Source organism: Streptomyces sp. NPDC048269 (genome assembly GCF_040652395.1).
Taxonomy (GTDB): domain Bacteria; phylum Actinomycetota; class Actinomycetes; order Streptomycetales; family Streptomycetaceae; genus Streptomyces.
Map to the genome: position 1 here is coordinate 91816 of NZ_JBEZLW010000022.1, position 18845 is coordinate 110660.

17 protein-coding genes and 4 pseudogenes are annotated in these 18845 nt (G+C 68.6%); 13 read left to right on the top strand and 8 right to left on the bottom strand.

The genetic code is table 11. From position 1 onward, the window contains the following. Positions 1 to 101: 101 nt before the first annotated feature. The 3 genes and pseudogenes from AB0D48_RS23385 to AB0D48_RS23395 form a co-directional block, all read left to right on the top strand. Positions 102 to 668, top strand: coding sequence for a transposase (locus AB0D48_RS23385; protein ID WP_362400079.1), 567 nt, complete (start codon positions 102 to 104; stop codon positions 666 to 668). Positions 669 to 967: 299 nt separating this feature from the next. Then, complete coding sequence (locus AB0D48_RS23390; protein WP_362400082.1) at positions 968 to 2203, top strand: FG-GAP-like repeat-containing protein; 1236 nt, start codon at positions 968 to 970, stop codon at positions 2201 to 2203. Between the two features lie 65 nt (positions 2204 to 2268). After that, positions 2269 to 2553: pseudogene (locus AB0D48_RS23395) on the top strand (Ku protein); the annotation flags it as partial. 220 nt (positions 2554 to 2773) lie between these two features. Here the strand turns inward: AB0D48_RS23395 and AB0D48_RS23400 are convergent. Further along, positions 2774 to 3055, bottom strand: coding sequence for a hypothetical protein (locus AB0D48_RS23400; RefSeq protein ID WP_362400084.1), 282 nt, complete (start codon positions 3053 to 3055; stop codon positions 2774 to 2776). Positions 3056 to 4547: 1492 nt separating this feature from the next. Here AB0D48_RS23400 and AB0D48_RS23405 point away from each other — a divergent pair. The 3 genes from AB0D48_RS23405 (at position 4548) to AB0D48_RS23415 (ending at position 6032) form a co-directional block, all read left to right on the top strand. Beyond that, entirely contained in the window at positions 4548 to 4769 is a 222-nt protein-coding gene (locus AB0D48_RS23405; protein WP_362400087.1) for a hypothetical protein, read from the top strand. Positions 4770 to 4929: 160 nt separating this feature from the next. Next, on the top strand, positions 4930 to 5604 hold the full coding sequence (locus AB0D48_RS23410; protein ID WP_362400090.1) for a hypothetical protein: 675 nt from the start codon (positions 4930 to 4932) through the stop codon (positions 5602 to 5604). A gap of 212 nt (positions 5605 to 5816) precedes the next feature. Then, positions 5817 to 6032 carry a hypothetical protein gene (locus AB0D48_RS23415; protein WP_362400093.1) on the top strand — a complete coding sequence of 72 codons (216 nt, stop codon included), beginning with the start codon at positions 5817 to 5819 and terminating at the stop codon, positions 6030 to 6032. Between the two features lie 129 nt (positions 6033 to 6161). Here AB0D48_RS23415 and AB0D48_RS23420 read toward each other — a convergent pair. Next, positions 6162 to 6812: pseudogene (locus tag AB0D48_RS23420) on the bottom strand (pentapeptide repeat-containing protein); the annotation flags it as partial. Positions 6813 to 6817: 5 nt separating this feature from the next. On the opposite strand from AB0D48_RS23420, the pseudogene AB0D48_RS23425 reads away from it, so the two are divergent. From AB0D48_RS23425 to AB0D48_RS23440, 4 genes and pseudogenes are all read left to right on the top strand, one after another. After that, positions 6818 to 7872 (top strand): annotated as a pseudogene (locus AB0D48_RS23425) (transposase); the annotation flags it as partial. 55 nt (positions 7873 to 7927) lie between these two features. Continuing rightward, positions 7928 to 8758, top strand: coding sequence for a hypothetical protein (locus AB0D48_RS23430; protein WP_362400096.1), 831 nt, complete (start codon positions 7928 to 7930; stop codon positions 8756 to 8758). Next, positions 8755 to 9177: a hypothetical protein gene (locus tag AB0D48_RS23435; protein WP_362400099.1), complete on the top strand. Its 423-nt coding sequence runs from the start codon at positions 8755 to 8757 to the stop codon at positions 9175 to 9177. Before AB0D48_RS23430 ends, AB0D48_RS23435 begins: the two co-directional genes overlap by 4 nt. Before the next feature lie 745 nt (positions 9178 to 9922). Then, positions 9923 to 10402 (top strand): hypothetical protein, encoded by a 480-nt coding sequence (locus AB0D48_RS23440; RefSeq protein WP_362400102.1) that lies wholly within the window; start codon positions 9923 to 9925, stop codon positions 10400 to 10402. 97 nt (positions 10403 to 10499) lie between these two features. Here the strand turns inward: AB0D48_RS23440 and AB0D48_RS23445 are convergent, their stop codons facing one another. Continuing rightward, positions 10500 to 10955 (bottom strand): hypothetical protein, encoded by a 456-nt coding sequence (locus AB0D48_RS23445; protein WP_362400105.1) that lies wholly within the window; start codon positions 10953 to 10955, stop codon positions 10500 to 10502. A gap of 71 nt (positions 10956 to 11026) precedes the next feature. Between AB0D48_RS23445 and AB0D48_RS23450 the strand changes: the two genes are divergently transcribed. Then, positions 11027 to 11314: a hypothetical protein gene (locus tag AB0D48_RS23450; protein WP_362400108.1), complete on the top strand. Its 288-nt coding sequence runs from the start codon at positions 11027 to 11029 to the stop codon at positions 11312 to 11314. A gap of 15 nt (positions 11315 to 11329) precedes the next feature. Here AB0D48_RS23450 and AB0D48_RS23455 read toward each other — a convergent pair whose 3' ends face one another. The 4 genes from AB0D48_RS23455 to AB0D48_RS23470 form a co-directional block, all read right to left on the bottom strand. Beyond that, complete coding sequence (locus AB0D48_RS23455; RefSeq protein ID WP_362400111.1) at positions 11330 to 12340, bottom strand: recombinase family protein; 1011 nt, start codon at positions 12338 to 12340, stop codon at positions 11330 to 11332. Positions 12341 to 12489: 149 nt separating this feature from the next. Continuing rightward, positions 12490 to 12870, bottom strand: coding sequence for a pentapeptide repeat-containing protein (locus AB0D48_RS23460; protein ID WP_362400114.1), 381 nt, complete (start codon positions 12868 to 12870; stop codon positions 12490 to 12492). An 82-nt stretch (positions 12871 to 12952) separates the two neighbouring features. Then, positions 12953 to 13432, bottom strand: coding sequence for a pentapeptide repeat-containing protein (locus AB0D48_RS23465; RefSeq protein WP_362400117.1), 480 nt, complete (start codon positions 13430 to 13432; stop codon positions 12953 to 12955). Positions 13433 to 14132: 700 nt separating this feature from the next. Beyond that, on the bottom strand, positions 14133 to 15389 hold the full coding sequence (locus AB0D48_RS23470; protein ID WP_362400120.1) for a hypothetical protein: 1257 nt from the start codon (positions 15387 to 15389) through the stop codon (positions 14133 to 14135). Positions 15390 to 16439: 1050 nt separating this feature from the next. Here AB0D48_RS23470 and AB0D48_RS23475 point away from each other — a divergent pair. Next, a pseudogene (locus AB0D48_RS23475) lies at positions 16440 to 17314 on the top strand (IS5 family transposase). On the opposite strand, the gene AB0D48_RS23480 reads toward AB0D48_RS23475, so the two are convergent. Then, positions 17298 to 17834: a GNAT family N-acetyltransferase gene (locus AB0D48_RS23480; RefSeq protein ID WP_362400150.1), complete on the bottom strand. Its 537-nt coding sequence runs from the start codon at positions 17832 to 17834 to the stop codon at positions 17298 to 17300. The pseudogene AB0D48_RS23475 and the gene AB0D48_RS23480 sit on opposite strands and share 17 nt — an antisense overlap. A 708-nt stretch (positions 17835 to 18542) precedes the next feature. Here AB0D48_RS23480 and AB0D48_RS23485 point away from each other — a divergent pair. Beyond that, positions 18543 to 18707 carry a hypothetical protein gene (locus AB0D48_RS23485; protein WP_362400123.1) on the top strand — a complete coding sequence of 55 codons (165 nt, stop codon included), beginning with the start codon at positions 18543 to 18545 and terminating at the stop codon, positions 18705 to 18707. Positions 18708 to 18845: the final 138 nt, after the last annotated feature.

The window sequence follows — 18845 nt, forward strand, 5'->3', positions numbered from 1 at the left end:
CTTGAGTTTGATCTGTCGGCCACTGCTTGGGGCGGTACTTGCTGGCGCCGGGCAGGGGACGTGTCCCGATAGGGGCCTTCGCGACAGGCACCGTCACAGTCTTGACCGCCCCCAGCCCGGCGACGGCCACCGGTTTGCTGGCCCGCCGGATCCAGCACCTGACCGAGGAGATCGACGATCTCAACGAGCGGATAGCCGAGGCCGTCGAAGTCAGTACGCCGGGCTTGCTCGACGTTCGTGGTGTCGGTCCGGACAGCGCCGCAGCCCTTCTCATCTCGGCCGGCGACAACCCGGAGCGGCTCGCGAGCGAGGCGTCCTTCGCGGCCTTATGTGGCACCAGTCCGGTCGAGGCGTCCTCTGGCAAGACCCAGCGGCGCAGGCTGAACCGCGGTGGTGACCGTCAGGCCAACGCTGCCCTCTACCGCATCGTCCTCAGTCGTCTGCGCTGGGACGACCGGTCCCGCGACTACCTGCGGCGACGTCTCAAACGCTATGTCGCACGAGAGATCTACCGGCTCATCGTTCCCCGAGCACTCCGGCCGGCCAGCCAGGACGCCCCGAGAACGCCGGTTGACATCCATAGGGGCATCAACCTCAGGGCCGCGGTAGCCCGGGTTCTGGGCTTCTGCACCCAGCCGAACGAGCGTGCGGCTACTGCGCACAACTAGCCGTCCTGCTTCACGCCGCCGAGCACCGCCACCCCGCAGCGCCAGCCGGGGCCCGATCGGTGGACCGGTCGCTCGGGCATCAGAGAGTCGTCTGTGGCGTGGGGTGTTCGGCATGCGTCGCCGTGGGTGTGGTGGTGGAGGCGGGCGGCACACACCACCGCGGAGCCGGTCTCCGCGGCCGCACCGCGCAACGACCGCCAGTACCCGAGCGTCGTCCTGACCGGCCGCGCCACGGAGTCGGCGCGGGTGACCGCCGGCAAACCGCGGCACGCCGCGGCTGGCAGATCTACAACCGCGTCATGGCCACCGGCGACCTCACCGGGGACCGCCACCCCGACCTGCTGGTCCGCGACCACGCCGGCTACCTGTGGCTGTACACCGGCACCGGCAGCGTCAGCAAACCCTTCAACACGCGGGTCAAGGTCGGCTCCGGCTGGGGGATGTGCGACCAGCTGGTCGGCGACGTCGACGGCGACGGCCTCGGCGACGTCCTCACCCGTACGCTGAGCGGCGAGCTGTGGTTCCACAAGGGGGCCGGCAGCGCCACCGCCCCGCTCAAGGCCCGCGTCAAGGTCGGCACCGGCTGGAACACGTACAACGTGATCAGCGGCCCGGACGACCTCGACGGCGACGGCGACGGTATGAGCGACCTGATCGGTCGCAGCCGCGACGGCAAGCAGTACTTCTACAAGTCGATCGGCGGCGGCAAGTTCGCCGCCCCCACCTACTACGGCAGCGGGTGGGAACGGAACAAGTTCATGGTCGGCGCCGGCACCACGCAGCTCTACGGCAAGGCACAGAACCTCGCCACCGAAGCGAACAACACCCTCGCCAAGTACAGCGCCCTGGCCAACGGCTACTACCTGATGCCGCCGGTCGCGGCCGGCACCGAGACGCCCAGATCCCGGAACACGTACGCCACCACGCTCAACAACCACAACCACGCGAGCTACGTGCGGAACATCGGCAGTGATCTGTACATCCGCGGCCGGCGGGTCAGCACGACGAGGAACTACACCATGATGGTCGGCCCAGGTGACCTCACCGGCGACGGCAAGGACGACCTGCTCAGCCGCGAACTCCGGCGGCACTCTGTGGCTCCACCCCGGCGACGGTGCGCTGTACACCAAGCTCGGCGCGCGCATCAAGGTCAGCACCGGCTGGAACGGCTACGACGCGCTCGTCGGCGCGGGCGACTACTCCGGCGACGGGCGGGCCGACCTGCTCGCCCGGGACACCTCCGGCAACCTGTTCCCCTTCAAGGGCACGGCCACGGCCACCGCGCGCAGCCGGCCGGCCGGGCCCGTGTCCACCACCGGCACCCCGACCCAGGTATGAGCGGGCAGCCCAAGAGTTGCCGCAGTGGCAGTCGCCGGCCAAGCATGGCTGCTCCTCCGCGGCCAGGCGGCCGCGACGGCCGCCAGGGCATACCCGGCGACACCGTCGCGCGGTCCGGGGCCGTCAGCGGCGGCCTGCCCGGCCCCCGTCGCAGACCGAGCGCCGTGCGCCCGCTGCCACCTTCTCTGCACCAATGACACGGGGTTCGGGGCTGACCTAGGCTGGACGGCCGTGAGCTGGACCAGAGTGAGGTCACCCCGGGGGCTATGAGACCGCGGTCGGCACGATCGTCCCGGTCAGTGATGAAGACTTGGACGCGTTGCCGCTGCCCATGGCGAAGGCGATCGAGATCGTGGCGTTCGTCCCGGCCTCGTCCATCGGCCCGATCCAGATCGGCGCCTCCCACTACCTGGCCGCCGAGGGCGTCGCCGCCAAGCCGTACGAGCTGCTGCGCCAGGCCCTGGGGCGCAGCAGCAAGGTGGCGGTGGCCAAGTTCGCGATGCGGGACCGTGAGCGGCTCGGGCTGCTCCGGGTCCTGGGTTCGGCAGCATGGGCGCTGGCTAGCCCCCGCGTCTTCGAATCTGCTGTTCGACCAGTGTCCCAGCAGTCCCCGGCGTGCGGGCGGACCGGCAGCCGGCCCGCTCCGACCCCCCGCTCGATCAGCCACGTGGGCGTCGGGCAGGAAGGCCGGCGCGCGGAGAGGGCCCCGGCTCCTCAGCGGTGCTCAGCGCCCGCTTGGCGCGGCCGGGCTCGACCGGGGGCGGAGGCTAGCTCCCTGTCGCGTCGGGTGAGCAAATCACGGTGGCGGCGCCGCCGGCGGCGATCGTGTTGGTGTTCTGGTAGTCGACTAGCCAGGTGTCGCCGGGCGTGTTGACGGTGGTCCGCTCAGACCGCAAGGGAAAGACGCTCCCGGACAGGAAGAAACCGCCGCTGATCGCGGTCTCGCCGGGCGGACACGTGACAGTAGCCGTCCCGAAATTGCCCGCCGGTGTCGTTGTGAAGTTGCCGATTACCTCGTGGGTGCTGATAGGGCCGCTGCCGCCCGTCACGCCGGTCGCGCCCGTGGCGCCCGTGGCGCCGGTCGCGCCCGTGGCGCCCGTGGCTCCGGTGGCGCCCGTGGCTCCGGTGGCTCCTGGGGTACCGGGCTCACCTTGGGTGCCGGTAGCGCCGGTGGCGCCTGTTGCTCCGGTGGCGCCTGGGGTACCGGGCTCACCTTGGGTGCCGGTGGCGCCGGTAGCGCCGGTGGCGCCTGTTGCTCCGGTGGCGCCCGTGGCTCCGGTGGCGCCCGGGGTACCGGGCTCACCTTGGGTGCCGGTAGCGCCGGCTGGACCGGTAGGGCCCGTTGCACCGGGCTCACCCTGGGGGCCGGTGGCGCCCGTCGGACCGGTGGCGCCCGGCTGGCACTCGTGGTCGTCGTCCTCGCCGGCCACTGTCCGGGGCCAGTAGTCATCGGGCCGGTTGTGATCCGGCCGGCATTCGTCGCCTCCTCCTGTGGGGCTCGCTGTGCGGACTGCTTCGGTGGCCTGGATGGTTTGGGCGGTGGCGACGGCGGGGCCGGCGATTCCCGTGAGTACCAGGGCAAGCGAGGCGAGGGTGCCGCCAGTCAGCCAGCTGCTGCGTCTGGGCAGGGGTCCAAGGGGTGTACTGGTCTTGTGCTCGGGGCTCATGTAAGGCCGCTCTTTCTCGAAACCGGATCGCACGATGCCGGTGGGTCCCGTTCCGGGCTACCTCGGCCATCGTGGGGATCGGGATCACAGGTGGTGGGACGCCTCGCGGAGGCGTCAGCGGATCGGACCAGTGGTGCCGTCCCCAATGGGTGTGTACGCGGTGGCGCCGCGGGACCCGTCGGCGGGCTGTGATCAAGTTGAGCAGATGGCATCCTTTGCCCCCGACCTCCGTCACTTCCTCGAAGGCCCCACCGACTGATCTGCCGCCGGACTCCGGCCGGGCAGGGCAGAGTGGAACTGATCGTCGTCGGTGCAGTCAACACACCAGCCGTGTTGTCGGTACGGGGCCGGAGGAAGCCCCCCTGCGACCGCTGCAAGGCTCTACAGCAGACCCCCTTATGCCGAGTCGATGGCTCGACCCCGCCGGGACAGCTAGGGCGGCCCATTATCCAGGCCACCGAAGAGCCGGGCGGCCGGCGGCGCGGGGCAGGCGGGCCCCTGCCCGTAGACGGCCAATTCAGCCGCCGCCTCGGCGACTGGTGAGACGCCCTTGGCTGGGGCCGCTCTTCGCGACCGACGGTGGCGGCCCGCTGATCGCGTGGAAGGCTGTCGTCATCCGCCGACGGCGGCACTCGGCCGCTGCGTACGACGCCGGTCTGTGGCGCGGGTCAGGCCCGAGCAGCAGCGCCCACCGCGGCGGCCCTGCTGCGTGAGCAGACCCGGGAGAAGGTTGTGGACGGTTCCGGCACGAACTGTCGCTCCACCGTGCCGCCCGGGCCACGCATGTTCATCGCCGCCCTCATCGACGCCGCCTCCTCACGCCACCATGATGCAGATCGGTGGCGCGACCTGTGACATGGACCCGAACGGGACCATGGCCATCACCGTCAGGAACGGTCGGCCGGTGGTGGCAACCGCCCAAGGCCAGAGCTTGCATTTCGTGGACCTGGTCACCGGACGCACCGTTGAGGACACGTACCTGTTCCCGCTTCCGGTGGGCGCGCTCGGGGCTGCGCCCGGTGGGCGGCTCGTAGGGTCCTTCGGCCCGGAGGTCGCGGTGCTCCGCCCGGCTCCAAGCCGCGTCGAACAGCACTGAACTCGTGCCGCGGGTTGACTCATTCGCGCCGTACCCCTCGGACCGGCCGAGAAAATCTCAGTAGCAACAGGCGGTGATCGTTCGTGCTGCTGGTGGCGCTCGAAATCGCCTCCGTCGTACGGCCGTTCACCGACCCCCCGGCACGGTGAGAGGTACCACGATGACAACAACCCGCGTCAGGCGCTGCGTAGCCCGCGCGCTGACCATGACGGTGGCGGCCTGCGCCGTCGCTGCGGCGACGGCCCTTCCGGCGTCCGCCGCCGACCAGCCGACACGACAGCAGCTCATGGCGGACTGCGGTTCGGGCGAAGGCAAGTGCACGTTCAACTCGCCCAAGCTCGAAGAGGCGTACCTTGGTGAGCTCCGACAGGTGTCGGATTCGCTGTACAACTGCAGTTCGTCCGACTCCACCCAGACGATGACCTGGGACGACACGGTGGGTTCCACCGACTCGTTGGGCGTCTCCGTCACTGCGGGCGGCAAGATCGCGGGCATCGTTGACCTGAGCATAACGGCGAGTTACAGCCACAGTTGGTCGAGCACCCATTCGGAGAGCAGCTCGCTCAACATGACGGTCAAGCCCGGCGAGGTGGGTTGGATCTCGCGCGCCCAGGTGATGCAGAGGGTCTCCGGCACCTGGCAGACCCACTACGACAGCCCCAAGTGGGGGCACTACTTCTGGTTCTTCCAGGACACCATCACGGGTCCGGCCAAGAACGGCACCGACGGCAAGACCAATGCGGTGGTGGTCAAGAGCCGCAAGATGACCGCTGCGGAGAAGCGTTCCTGCTCCGACGGGTCCCGTACCGGCCGTACGTTCGTCCAGGCAGGCTGAGCCACGGCTCTCGCGTGACACCGGCCCCCCGTCCCGCCACAGCGCGGGGCAGGGGGCCGGCGCCGTTCTGGATCCCCGGTGCTGGTGGGCTCGCGTATTCAACTGTCGGCCGAGAGACTGGGGATCCACTGGGTCGCGATACACCCGGTCCAAGGGACCTACTGCGAGGTCTATCTGCACGTGCACTCGACTGCGAACCCCTGACTGGCGACATGGATTCGCTGCCACCGCTGCTTCAGGACGAGGAAGAGGACTTCGGCCTCCTCTTGGCAACCACGAACGATCCCCTCGCCGCCTTGGACGCTGCCGAGGCCCAAACTGGAGCAGCACGCGAACGCTGGGTAGACCAGTCCGTAGCAGGCGACGAGTACTGCGACTACGTACTGGCTGGCTGGCTGGCTGGCTGGCTGGCTGGCCATGACACCTGACGGCCAGTCGTGGCCCACTCCGTTGATCCCGGCTTCACGGAACTCCGGTCAGAGCCAAAATTCGAGATCCGCATCACCGGTGACAGCCATCCCTTCTTTCGCCTTTGAATGCCCCTCCGCCGACGCTTCCTACCGCTTGACTCGTCCGCGCACGGCAAGCACCGCAAGGGCCAGCAGCGCGGGTTCGGTCAGGCGGGATGCCATCTCGGTGTAGGTGCCCGTTGTGGTGAGGTTCTGGCCGGAGGAGCGGAAGACGACCGAGTTCACGACGATCCGCAGGGACTTCTCCCAGCGCTGGGAGGTCAGTCGGGAGCGTAGCGGGCCGGAAGGGTTCACGGGGGTGGGGTTTTCCGTGGTCAGTGAGATGTGCTGTCCGGTCAGGTGTCCGGTTGTCACGGCCTGTGGGTCATCCGGGGGGATGCCCCACAGCATCATGATCAGGACGGTAACGGTCATGGCTCCCAGGAGCCATGCAAGGGCCCTGGATGCGCGTAGACCGTAGCCGGATACGGCCCAGTAGAGCGTGAGCAGCGCGTGCTCGGGGCGGGGGCGGTCGCCGTCGTGGCGGCGCATCTCCATCTCACCGTAGTAGAAGTCTGCCGCGTCCGGCTCGTTCTTGGCGTCCTCGAAGGACTTACGCAGCTGGCGGTACACGGGGGCGAGAGAAGCAGGCTGTTGGCGAAACATCCCTGAAGACGCAGGTGTCCAGCCGGTTGAACCGGTGCCGGCGCGCCAGTGGTGTTCCTCAGCGAGGGTGCGGCGCTGTGTCCAGCGGGTCGGCCATCGCCGCGACGAACGCCGCGCTGATCGAGGCCCAGGCCCTGGTGCCAATCGTCCAGTACTGGGGCAAGGGACTGCTCGCCTCCGTCGACGGCCTGCGCTTCGTTGTCCCCGTCCGCACCATCAACGCTGCCCCCAGCCCCAAGTACTTCGCGAAGAAGAAGGGCATCACCTGGTTGAACGCCATCAACGACCAGGTCATCGACATCGGGCAGATGGTCGTGCCCGGCACCCCACGCGACTCCCTGTTCATCCTGGACGCCCTGTTGAACCTAGACGGCGGAGTGAAGCCGGAGATGGTCGCCACCGACAATTCCTCCTACTCCGACATGGTCTTCGGCATCTTCAAGATGCTCGGCTACCGCTTCTCCCCGCGCTTCAAGGACCTCGAAGACCAGCGGTTCTGGAAGGCCCAGATGCCTGGCGCCGAGACGGCGGGCGGGTACGGGCCGCTGGAGTCGCTGGCCCGCAACAAGGTCAACGTGAAAAAGGTCCTCACCGCCTGGCCCGACATGCTGCGGGTGGCCGGCTCCCTGGTCACCAACCAGGTGAGGGCCTACGACCTGCTGCGAATGTTCGGCCGCGAAGGCCACCCCACCCCGCTGGGGCAGGCGTTCGCCGAGTACGGGCGCATCGCCAAGACCCTGCACCTGCTCGCCGTCGTCGACCCGGTCGACGACACCTACCGCCGCCAGATGCACAAGCAGCTCACTGTCCAGGAGTCCCGCCACAAGCTCGCCCGCGACATCTGCCACGGCAAGAAGGCACCATCCACCAGGCGTACCGGGACGGGATGGAAGACCAGCTCGGCTCGCTCGGCCTGGTCCTGAACGCCGTGGTCCTGTGGACCACCCGGTACATCGACGCCGCTGTCGCCCAGCTCCGCGCCGAGGGCTACGAGATCAAGGACGAGGACATCGCCCGGCTATCCCCGCTCAAGCACAAGAACCTCAACGTTCTCGGCCGCTACAGCTTCACCGTCTCCACCCCGGCTGGCGGCGGCTTACGGCCGCTACGCGACCCGGATGCGATCGAGCTCGACGAGGACGACGAGGGGTAGGACCCTGGCGTCGCCAGTTGGCCTTGGATCTGCTCCTGCGGGCTGTGGCTTTACGGTGGGCAAGACGCCCTCCTCGTGCAACCTGTCCCCGCTGACGGCGTACAACTACCTCAACACCGGGTTCAGCCCCAGTTCGCTGACCATGTACTCGTCGAACAACGCCACCAGCGGGTTCACCCGCGAGAGCCACATGGCCGTCAGCCAGGTGGGTACGGGGCCGGCGAAGTTCATGTACTGGAGCAACGCGGCCACGGTCCTGGGCTCCATCGTCCTGCTTGGCTTCTGGTACGCCATCGGCATGCTGGCTGGCTCGGTTAAGCGGATCTTCGGCTTGGTGGCCGCCGTGCCGTTCGCGACGCTGGGCGCGATGCAGGCGATCGCCAAAGTGATCGTCTACTCCATGGCGCTGATCCTGGAGGTCCTCCTCACGCTGTTCATCTACCAGTTCGTCTCGGAGTTCCTGATCTCGGTCCCGGACATCATGGCTGGACCCGTGTCGAGCTTCACGAGCCCGAGCGGCTTGTGGGGCAGCGCTGCGCTCGGCGGGATCATCGTAGTGATCCTGACCCTGATCTCCTCGCTGGTGATCATGGGCATCACCTTCGCCCTGCTACGGGTGCGCAAGGCTGTGTTGCAGGCGATGGACGAGGTGGTCACCAAGCTCGTGGACAAGTTCCTCGAGACGAACACCGTGCCGAAGCCGGACAAGGGCGGGCTGATGCCTGCTCTGGCCGCGGGTGCAGGGGCTGGGGCGGTATGGCCATGGGCAACAAGCTCGCCAACGGGTTCAACAGCAAGACCAGCGGTCCGGCGTCCCCGAGCACGGGCAAGCCCGCGGGCAAGACGGCGTCGACGAACGCCGGCGGCACGAACGGTGACGCCATGACACTGACCGCTGGTCAGCAGCCGCTGGCCCTCGGGGATGACGGCCAGGACGGACCGGATGGCCCGGACAGCCCGGCGCTGGATGGTGGCCCTGGTGGTGGTGGCTCCGGCGGCGGCAGTGACGACGTCAAGGCTCTGCCGGTCGGCAGTGGTCCCGCCGGTGCTCAGAGCGCGCCCGGTAGCGAAGGACCCGACGACAAGGGTAGTCCGCTGCAGCTGACGAGTGGTGGAGCGGGCAGCTCGCGCTCGGACAAGCAGACTGCGCAGGGTCTGAGCAACCAGGGCGGCCTGTCGATCCTCGGGTACACCTCGGACGGCAACAAGGTCATCGCCGGTGAGGTTCTGGCCTCGTCCACGGATCCGTCAGCTCTCGCCGTGGGGCTCAGGGCCAGAACAGTGTGGGTAGCACCGACTCTGTGACCACCAGCGGCGACCGTAAGACTGTCGCCGGTCAGACGGGACCGACGCAGTTCGGCACGGGTTCCCAGGGTGCGCAGAGCCAACAGGGCAGCAACCAGCAGGCTGCACCGCAGCGCTTCAGCAGCGACGCTGTGCCTGCCCCGGCTCCTGCTCCGACGCAGTCGGGTGCGCCGAGCACGCGTCCGACGCGCTCCGCTCAGGGCACCCCTGCCCCGGCTCAGGCCCAGACCCCCATCCGGTCCCGGGCACGGCAGGAGCAGGCCGAGGCGCAGGCGAACCGTGACCGGCTGCTGTCCGTCATCAACGCCCGCCGCGACGGCGCCTCGGCTCCGAGGCAGCCAGGAGCCGGCGCTCCGGCTGTGGGTCAGACTCCGGCTGCGCCTGGTGCGCGGACTCCGGCTCGGACGCAGGCAGCGCGTCAGCCGGGTTCGATCCAGGCGTCGACGTCGACGCCGCGCCAGACGCCTTCCCCGCGGGCTCATGCTCCGCGGCCGCCGGCTCCTGCACCGGCTCCTTCGCCGCGGCAGGCTCCGGTTCCGCGTCCGCGCCGGATTGCCGATCCGACCCCTCAGAGCTTGGAGACCCCGGAGCCGCAGCAGCGGCCGGCCGGTGGCCTCCGCCGAGGCCGGCGCGAGGAGGACTGATCGTCCGATCGAGGGCGAGCGTGGAGGCCTGACGCACCCGGTGAGAACGATCAACCTCACCGGGTGCGTCGTCCTTTGAGGCGCGTGAGAAGGAGGGGAGCATGAGGCTCGGATCAAGGCTTCGCGGCGAGTTCCCGCGTGGCTGGTGGCGCTCGGCGCGATGGTGGATCACCGGAATCCGTGAGCTGGCACTGAGCACTGTGGCAGCTGTGACCACCGTGGTGTTCGTCGGCGAGATGGTACGCGCCGTGCGGCATCGCGACGAGCCGCGGACCCTGGCGCGTCTGGCCGGCACGATCGAGGGGTACGTGTCGAGCATTCTGGTCAATGATGCAGGCTTGGGCGTTTTGGTCACCATGCCGATCGAGGACGATCTGCCTGTGGTGCTGATGGTGCTGCTGACTGGGTGGTGTCCGTCCAACATCGGCGTCAGCGTGGTGTTCGTCGTGGTGGCCGCCCAGTCGAGGATTCGGAGGCCAGCAGCATGGGCCGAGCTCGATTTCGTCGAGCAGCATGCCCCGAAGTACGGCCGGCCGCCGGAGACGATCGAGGAATACCGGGCGCAGCAGCTTCAGGAGTAGACGTCAGAGGCTTGACCAGCCGAGGAAGGACAGAACCCCGTGGACGCGATGCCCACGGGGTTCTGTGCTGCTTGGCCGGCCGAGCGGGACGTCGACGTTACTTCCCGCACTTGGTCTTGAAGCCGTCCAGCAGAGCCTTGCCAGCATCGGAGTTGTCACGCACGTACGCGCTACCGCTGATGCTGATCGAGGTGTTGCTGGTTGCGATTGACTCGCTGCCGGTCCGCTTGTTGCGGCTGTCCTCTCCGGCGACCGTCCAGATGATCTGGGACTGATCCTTGTTGAACTCGCCGGTGCTGGTCACGTCCGGCTTCTCGTAGACACCATCGCAGTCGTACTCATGATGCGAGACACTGTTGCCCTTGACGACCAGCTGGCCGAGGTGGGACGTGCGGTTGACGTCCTTGATGTAGTAGGTACCGTCGAGCTTGCTGGCGCTGGCGCTGTCGCTGCTTCCGCTGCAGGCGGTGAGTATGAGTGAGCCCGCGGCCAGGGCCGCGATGGACGCGGCGATCTTGGCCCGCGTCCTACGTGCGGTCCTGGTGATGCTCATGATGTTCCCCCTTCGTTCGTTCTGGATAGGTCGGTTTGAGATAGAAGGCAGTCAAAATAACCTACGGATAGGTGACTTTGGCTGACCGGGACCGCCTGTCAGGCGCCTTCTCGGAGGCTGTCGAGCCGATGCTCAGTCAGCGCCATCGCGACCTCGGACTGGTTGAGCGCGTGTTCGCCGTCCTGAATGCGCCACTGCAGACGCTGCACGGGCGGGGCGTCTGCTTCTTGGACTGCCAGGTCGCCAAGCTCGCGCAGCTCTGCGTACGCACCCTGCAGCTGCTCTTCGTGGTGTGCTGCACGGACCCGGAGACGGGCGAGTCCGGCCTTGGGGAACATCGGTACAGCCGTTGGCGCTGAGAACGATCATGGGCTCTAGCTGCGGATCTCCGAGTTCGGGTGGGGCTCGGCCTGGAGGCGTTCGCGGAGGTCGATCTCCTCGGGGGTGAGCGGGTCCTCGGGCCGTCGGATGCGGACGGGCTTGGGCCGCAGCGGCAGGCCGTCGTCCGTCGCGGCGGCCTCGGCTTCGGCGAATGCCCGGTAGAGCGAGGCGACCGAGGGGTTCTTGCCCGCGTTCTTCCCGGTCTTGATGACCAGCTTCCTGGCGATCTCCGGGACGGGGACGCCCTTGTCCTTCAGCGCGACGGCAAAGGTGAGCATGTCGTCGTCGATGACCTTCGGCCGTCCGCCGTGGTTGCCCTTGGCCGCTGCGGTGACCTGGCCTTCGAGGGTCTTCTCCCGGATGTAGTTGCGCTCGATCTGCCCGGCGACGGCGAGCACGGCGAAGAACATGGCGCCCATGCCGTTGGGGTCGTAGATCCCGGTGAGCGGACCGGTAAGGAGTTCGAGCTGGATGCCACCGGCCTGGAGCTCAGCGGACAGCATCATCAGCTCGGCCGCGTTCCTGGCAAGACGCTTCAGCTCGTGGACGGTGAAGATGACCGGCGTCTCGGGTGCGGCTTCCTTGAACTGGCGGGCCAGCGCGAGCGCCTTCTCCAGCTCGGGCCGCACCTTGATGCGGGTGCTGATCTGCTCCTTGAAGACCTTGTGGCACTCCGCCCGGTGGAGGGCTTCGAGCTGGCTCGCCAGCTCCTGCCGCGCGGTCGAGGTGCGGGCGTACCCGATCCGGACCGGGCGCTCGGTGCGGGGCGCGGGCACCACTGCGAGCGCGGGGCCCGGTTTCCAAGCGCGGCCCGGGTGCCGGTCGGCGGGGACGGGGATCTCCAGCTCCTCCCGGAGCGCGGGGACGAGGACGAAGCGCGGGGTGTGGTATTTCGCGGCGGTCTTCCCGCCCCGGGTGCGGCAGGCGCTGCCGGCGGGCGCGTCACAGTTCGGGCAGTCGTGACGTTCTACCGCCAATGCGGCCTGATCGGGCGTGAGATCCATAGCCGGAGTCTCTCAGAAGTGCCTCGCACAACGCGCGGGTTTCGAGAGGACTTTCGCGAACGGCGACCTGCGGAAACGTGATCGCTCCGGGGGGTCTCGCAGAACTCTCACAGATGTTCGTTTGTGAGACGCGCGAACCGGAAGCGGCGCTACCGCCAACCACTGTTCCGTTGGTCCCCGAGGCCGTCACCGGAGAACACCGCCCCGCCGAAATCGGCGCTGTTGGAGAACACCGCCCCGGCGAAGCGGGCGCCGCCGGTGAACGCCGTCCTGTGGAAGGCGGCCTCGCCGGAGAACCTCGTAGCGTCGAAGCGGGCGCTTCCGGCGAGTGTCGCCGAGCTGAACCAGGCGCTGCCGGCGAACGTCACCACGCCGAACCAGGCGTCACCGACGAACCGGGCTCCGCCGAACCCGGCCTCACCGGAGAACACCGCCTCGCGCAAACTAACCCCTCCGGAGAACACCGCCTCGTCGAAGAGAGCCCTGCCGGAAAACGCCGCCCTGCTGAACCCCGCGTTCCCGGAAAACACGGCACCACGGAAGCTGGCTTCGGCGAACGTAACACGGTCGAAGTGGGCGTTATGGAAGAAAGCCGCCGCACCGAACCAGGCGTCACCGGAGAAAGCCGCCCCGACGAACGCAGCGTCGGCCGGCGCTTCCTGCGAACGTCGCCTTCCTAAACCCGGCGTTCCCGGCGAACGACGCCCCGCGGAAGACAGCATCGCCGCAGAACATCGCTCCGTCGAACCACACGTCCGTGAAGGCCACTCCGCCGAAGTCTGCTGTATCGGAGAACGTGGCGGCTTCGAAGCGAGCATGACTGACCGACAGATGCCCCCTGCGCGGGTCTCTGAGCGCGTGGAGCAGCCGATGCAGCAGATCACCGGTGAAGGTCGTGCCGGAGTGATTGATCTCGGTGTCGGGGGCCAGGCCGGCCAGGTACGTCGCGCGGAAGGCTTCCGGCAGGTGGGTCAGGCAGGCGTCGTGCGGGTCGACGATGAGGCCACGACAGCCCACGGGATCCTCCGGGCTTGCTCCGACGGCGCAGTGCGGCCAGGGCGGCAGTTCCAGGTTCGGCGAGGTCGTGGTCACCAGGAGAAGAGATCAAGCGGGAGTGGGCAATTGCAAGGACCGTGGCTGCACTCGTGCCTCCAGCGTGTGCGGCACCAACCCCGATCCTCTGGACCACCGCCCTGATGCGGCAGGTGAATGGCTGGATGTGATCGCCGCCGCCCTCGCAGCGCTCTACGGCACATGGACGACCAGGCGGGAGCGAGAGTCCCCGCCCCCCGGCGAACGGGCACCGGACGACCGGGCCGACCAGGAAGCAAGGATCTTCATGCCCAGCCAAACGATGAGACCGGCAGCAGGATGCGCCGGTCAGCCCGACGCCGCGACCGGACCCTGGCCGAACCGGGGTACATCCTCGGCCGTGAGGTCCAGGCGCAGCCGCTTGAACCGGAGCGAAGCGTCCACGGGGCCGCCGTCAGAGCCCGGGCCGTGAAAAGCACCTTCAGTCGTCGGCGGCGCTCCCGGTAGGGCAGGGTGAGGGCTCGACGCCGTCGGCCTGAAGGACGTCGAACGCCACGAAGCAGGCCGGCCAGCGGGCCGTCAGCCCGGGGGCGGTACGACTGCGGGCTGCGGGCGCTGTAACCCCTCGAAGCTGAGCTGCCCGGCCTCGGCATCCCACACCAGCAATTCGCCATCGAAAATGGAGACAGGCCCCGGGGCTGGCCCCGGGGCCTGCTGGTGTCTCCGCACCCCGATGGGAGACGCCCCTACTGGTGGTTGCTCAGCGGAGCTGGTCCACGATCCACTGGCCCAGTTCTTCGGTCATGACGGTGTGCCCTTGATTGTCGCCGGCACACGCGAAGTCGTGGAGCTCGCTGGAGTCCCGGTCGACCTTGCTGTACAGCGTGTCGCGGTTGTCGATGTCGCCCGTCGCCACAGCGCTGACGGTAGGCACGAACGTGGTGGCGTTGTACACCAGCTCCGGTGCCTGGCCCTCGAGGAGCTCGACCAGCATGGCGGCGGTCCCGAAGTTGGCGGGGCGGCCCGGCAACAGGGCGGCTTCGGGGAACAGGCCGCCCGGGGCGCCGTCGATGTCGGGGATTGCACGGGTGGAGACGTCGATCGGGCGGTCGCCCGCCTTGCACAGCTGGGCGACGACGGGGCTTCCCTCCGCCTGGGTGTCGAGGTGGGTGCCGCCCAGGTGTTCACCGTGGCTGATCATCGCGGGCGTGCCGGCGGGGATGCCGTTGCCGACTCCGGTGCCCACTCCGTTGGCGACACCGAGCAGGCGGGGGCGCTGGGGCCAGGTTCCCACCCGCTCCAGGGCCTCCAGGAAGTCGGTGCGCTCCTGGTCCTCGCCTGCCTCGGCGCCGACGGTGGCGATGTGCCAGCGCAGCAGCTGGCGCGCGGCCGGGCTGTTGACCATGTGGGAGAAGCGGCTGAGGTGCTCGCCGTAGTTGGGGGTGTCGCCCCAGTTGTCCTTCACGAAGTGTGCGAACGCCTGGACGGCGATGGGCAGCCACGCGCCGCGGTGCGGGGTGTCGTAGGAGAGGTAGGTGGAGGTCTCGTGCTCCTCCTTGTTGGTCTCCATCTTGGCCAGGGCGTAGCGGGTGACCAGTCCTCCCATGCTGAAGCCGCCCACCGTCAGCTTGGCCGAGCCTTCGCGCTCGGCGATCGCCTTGCGGATGCAGGCGATCGCGAGCTCGGCGTTGTCGAGGATGGACGCGGAACGCTCGTCGAATCCGAGGAGGATCACGTCGAAGCCCTGCTCGCGCAGCTTGGACACGAACGGGTACTGCCCGTTCTCCAGGCCGTCCCACAGCATGTCGAGGCTGCTGGCGCCCATGGAGAAGCCGTCGGCCAGGATCACCGGCCGCCTGAGGTGCTTCTGGTCCGGTGAGCTGTAGTACACCCAGGCGGTCCCCTGAGCCCGGAGCCCCTCGAGCCTCCAGGTCGCGTCGCTCGTGGGTGCTTTCGCGGTGGTGGAGCGGGCTCCCGGGGTACGGGCGTCCCAGATATTGACAACTGGCGTGGACATAGTGCGACGACTCCTTCGTGTGTGGCTGGTCATGTCGAAGGCGGCCCGGCGGGCAGTGGCGGAGGGGTAGGCCGTGCGGTGGGCACCAGGGGCGCGTTCCCGTCCAAGCCGGGAGCGGCTGGCAGCGATCGGCTGCGGCGACCGCCAGTACAGGACCCGGTCTCCATGCCTGTCCCCGTCTTCCACGCCGGTCGACACGTCTTGCAGTGCCGGCTCCTCGCGGTCATGACAGCCCCTCATCCGATACTCAGGGCAAACGCCCAAGATGAGGCTAGAGCAGGGCAAGTTGGCCGAATCGATTCTTTCTCCCACGCCACGCCGACGGCCAACACCCGCCCCAACGACTGCAGACCCCGCCCGGAAAACCGCGCGCGCGGTGCCTGCCTCACGCCGCACACAGCGACGCGACAGGGAGCGAGGGGTATGGTCCGGCTACCCCCGTCCCCCATCGGAGCATGCCGCCGAGGCAGCCCAGGCGCTCGCTCCGACAGCTCCCGGCTGCCCAGCCCCGGCCGGCGTGCAGCGCCTGGCTGCGACCGTCGGCTGACCCGGCAGAGCGGCCACCGTTTCCGTGGTGGGGCGGCGCCTGGACTTCGTGCCCTTCAAGGCCCAGTGCCTAAGCCCGGAGCACACCCGCCAGTTCATCAACCATGTCGCCGAGAAGTTACCGGCCGTCGCACCGCTGCCCAGGCCGGGCGATCGGCGCACCCGCCGTAGATCACCGCGGCCGCTACCGGGCCGAGGCGCAATCGTTGGCCGGGGTGATCGGTGCGCGTACTTCCAGCCGTTGTCCGGAACCTGAGGCAGTCCGTCTCGCCATCGAGCCGGCTCGCCGGTCGCCCGGCGCCGTGAGGCGTGGGTCGGGCGTGGGCCGGGCGTGGGCCGGGCGTGGGCCGGGCGTGGGCCGGGCGTGGGCCGGGCGTGGGTCGTAGGGGTGGTGGTCGCCTTGGCCTGGGCGGTGTGTGCGCGAGCCAGCGCGGCGGTGTGCGAGCGGTCCGGACCTAGGCCGTGTATCGAAAGTGGATCTTGAGCTGTGGATGATCACGGTTCATGGGTCGGGGAGATCTCACGGATGAACAGTGGGCGGTGTTGGAGCCGTGGTTGCCGAAGGGGATGAAGGCGGGGCGGCCGCCCGTCTGGCCCCGGCGGCAGCTGATCGACGGTATAAGGTTCCGGGTCCGTACCGGCGTGCCGTGGCGGGACGTGCCAGTCGAGTACGGGCCGTGGGGCCGGATCTACGACCTCTTCCGCCGTTGGCAGCGGGATGACACCTGGCACCGGGTCCTTACCCGGCTCCAGTCCCTGGCCGACGCGAAGGGTGCGGTCAATTGGGACCTGAGCGTCGACTCCACGGTGTGCCGCGCTCACCAGCATGCGGCCGGCGCCCGCAAGCGGGGTGACCTGCAAAAGGAACCACCGGAGGTGTCTTCACCGAGCCCGGAGATCACGGGCTGGGACGCTCGCGCGGCGGGTTCACAACTAAGTTGCACCTGGCCGTCGAACAGGGCCAGAGGCCTACGTCGATCGTGATCACGGCTGGGCAGCGCGGTGACTCGCCGCAGTTCGAACGCGTGCTGGAGAAGGTACGCGTGCCCCACATCGGGCCCGGCCGGCCACGTGTCCGTCCCAATCGCGTGAGGGCTGACAAGGCGTACGCCTCCCGCAGGAACCGCGCCTACCTGCGCCGACGCGGCATCCGTTGCACCATCCCGGACAAGGCCGACCAGGCACGTAACCGCAAGAAGCTGGGCGCTCTCGGTGGCCGGCCGCCCAGATTCGACGCCGAGGACTACAAGGCTCGGCATGCGGTCGAGTGTGGAATCAACCGACTCAAAAGGCACCGAGCTGTGGCCACCCGCTTCGACAAACTCGCGGTCCGCTACGAGGCGACCGTCCTCGTAGCGGCTATCAACGAGTGGTTGTGACGTACTGGTCCGACGACAACTCGAACACCCGTACTCGCCGACCACCGGCGGGATTGACGGTCTCACGGACCGGATGCATCCCCAGTTTGGTCATGATCCGTTCGGAGGCGTCGTTGCCCACTTGAGCGATGCTGACGATCCGCTCCAGCTCTCGCTCTTCGAACCCGAACCGTACAGCGGCCGCAGCGGCCTCGGTGGCCAAGCCCTGCCCCCAGTGGGAACGTCCCAGCCGCCAGCCGACCTCAACCGCCGGCAGTACCTCCGGCAAGTAGTTGGGCACCGAAAGGCCGGTGAACCCGGCCAGCTCGCCAGTGGACCGGATCTCCACGGCGAACAGGCCGAAGCCCTGTGACTCCCACTCGCTCTCCCACGCCTGGACCCGGCCGCGAGTCTGCTGTTCGTCAAGGACGCCGCCGTCACGGATCCACCGCATGACCTCGGGGTCGGCATTGACGGCAGCCATGGGCGCAACGTCTTCCTCGCGCCAGCGACGCAGGATCAAACGGGGAGTCTCAAGCATGACCATCCAATCATTCTTGATCACAAAAGGGCTCTCCGTCATCCTCACCAGGCACTTTCGATACACGCCCTAGCACGCACAGCTGCGTGACGGCCAGGAGCCCGGTGGGCCCGAGCACTGCTCTGGAGTTGCGGGTGGTTCGACCGGCATGCCCAACGGGTTTGCGCCCCAAGATCGTTCGGCGGCGAGTGCGAGCATGCCGGGGTCCAGGGCCGTGACCACACGGTGTGGTGAGGCTCCCGTGGCCGGCGGCTCGAACGGGGCGGTGTCCAGCGCGTCAAGGTAGACCATCGACGGGGTGTGCCCGCACGGGACAGGGCGGGGGCGATCCTTCGACACGCCAAGCGAGGACCAGTAGCGCATTCCTGTCGCCAGGAGGCCCCTGGGCTCTCTCACCCCTCGCGCCTGTCCTCGGTCGCTATAAGGCGTGGGGTTCAGGGGCGCAGGTAGCTCATCACCTACCTCCTGCCGGGCGAGCGAGTTCACCGAACCGATCATGCACGGTCGGGCGCCGCACCGACCCTGACGGTGACACAGACGGGTCGGGGCACCGCTCCCGCCGCTCGGCCGGCGCTGCGGCCACCCTGAACCGCGGCACGTCCTCGACCGTGACGTCCAGCCCGGCACACCGGGGCCCGGCACCGACTCCACGGCCTGCGCCAGCATCGGCTCCACCGGGCGGTCGCAACGTCACCCCCAGACATCCCTATGAAGAAGCTGATGGATGCGTATTACACGAAAACGGGCAAGGCCGTTTCGAGCGTGCGGTTCCTGGCCGATGGGGATCGGCTCGCTCCCACTGACACGGCGGCGTCGCTCGGGCTGGAGGACAACGAAGGCATCGACGCCATGGTCGAACAGGTCGGCGGCTGATCTGAAGGCGTGCCAGGCCGTTTGGGGCGGTGGGGGGGGGCCAGGCGGGGGCGCGCCCCCCCCGCCGGCGCAGGCGAGAGAGCGACGGGGCTCGGGGGGGGGGGGGGGGGCGCCGATAAGATAGAGTATATGTGGGGC

What these genes read in the sequence shown, in the direction of transcription:
- AB0D48_RS23390 (WP_362400082.1), top strand. Translation starts at nt 968, where the DNA reads ATGGCCACCGGCGACCTCACCGGGGACCGCCACCCCGACCTGCTGGTC.
- AB0D48_RS23405 (WP_362400087.1), top strand. Translation starts at nt 4,548, where the DNA reads ATGGCCATCACCGTCAGGAACGGTCGGCCGGTGGTGGCAACCGCCCAA.
- AB0D48_RS23410 (WP_362400090.1), top strand. Translation starts at nt 4,930, where the DNA reads ATGACAACAACCCGCGTCAGGCGCTGCGTAGCCCGCGCGCTGACCATG.
- AB0D48_RS23415 (WP_362400093.1), top strand. Translation starts at nt 5,817, where the DNA reads ATGGATTCGCTGCCACCGCTGCTTCAGGACGAGGAAGAGGACTTCGGC.
- AB0D48_RS23435 (WP_362400099.1), top strand. Translation starts at nt 8,755, where the DNA reads ATGACACTGACCGCTGGTCAGCAGCCGCTGGCCCTCGGGGATGACGGC.
- AB0D48_RS23440 (WP_362400102.1), top strand. Translation starts at nt 9,923, where the DNA reads ATGAGGCTCGGATCAAGGCTTCGCGGCGAGTTCCCGCGTGGCTGGTGG.
- AB0D48_RS23445 (WP_362400105.1), bottom strand. Translation starts at nt 10,955, where the DNA reads ATGAGCATCACCAGGACCGCACGTAGGACGCGGGCCAAGATCGCCGCG.
- AB0D48_RS23455 (WP_362400111.1), bottom strand. Translation starts at nt 12,340, where the DNA reads ATGGATCTCACGCCCGATCAGGCCGCATTGGCGGTAGAACGTCACGAC.
- AB0D48_RS23470 (WP_362400120.1), bottom strand. Translation starts at nt 15,389, where the DNA reads ATGTCCACGCCAGTTGTCAATATCTGGGACGCCCGTACCCCGGGAGCC.
- AB0D48_RS23480 (WP_362400150.1), bottom strand. Translation starts at nt 17,834, where the DNA reads ATGCTTGAGACTCCCCGTTTGATCCTGCGTCGCTGGCGCGAGGAAGAC.
- AB0D48_RS23485 (WP_362400123.1), top strand. Translation starts at nt 18,543, where the DNA reads ATGAAGAAGCTGATGGATGCGTATTACACGAAAACGGGCAAGGCCGTT.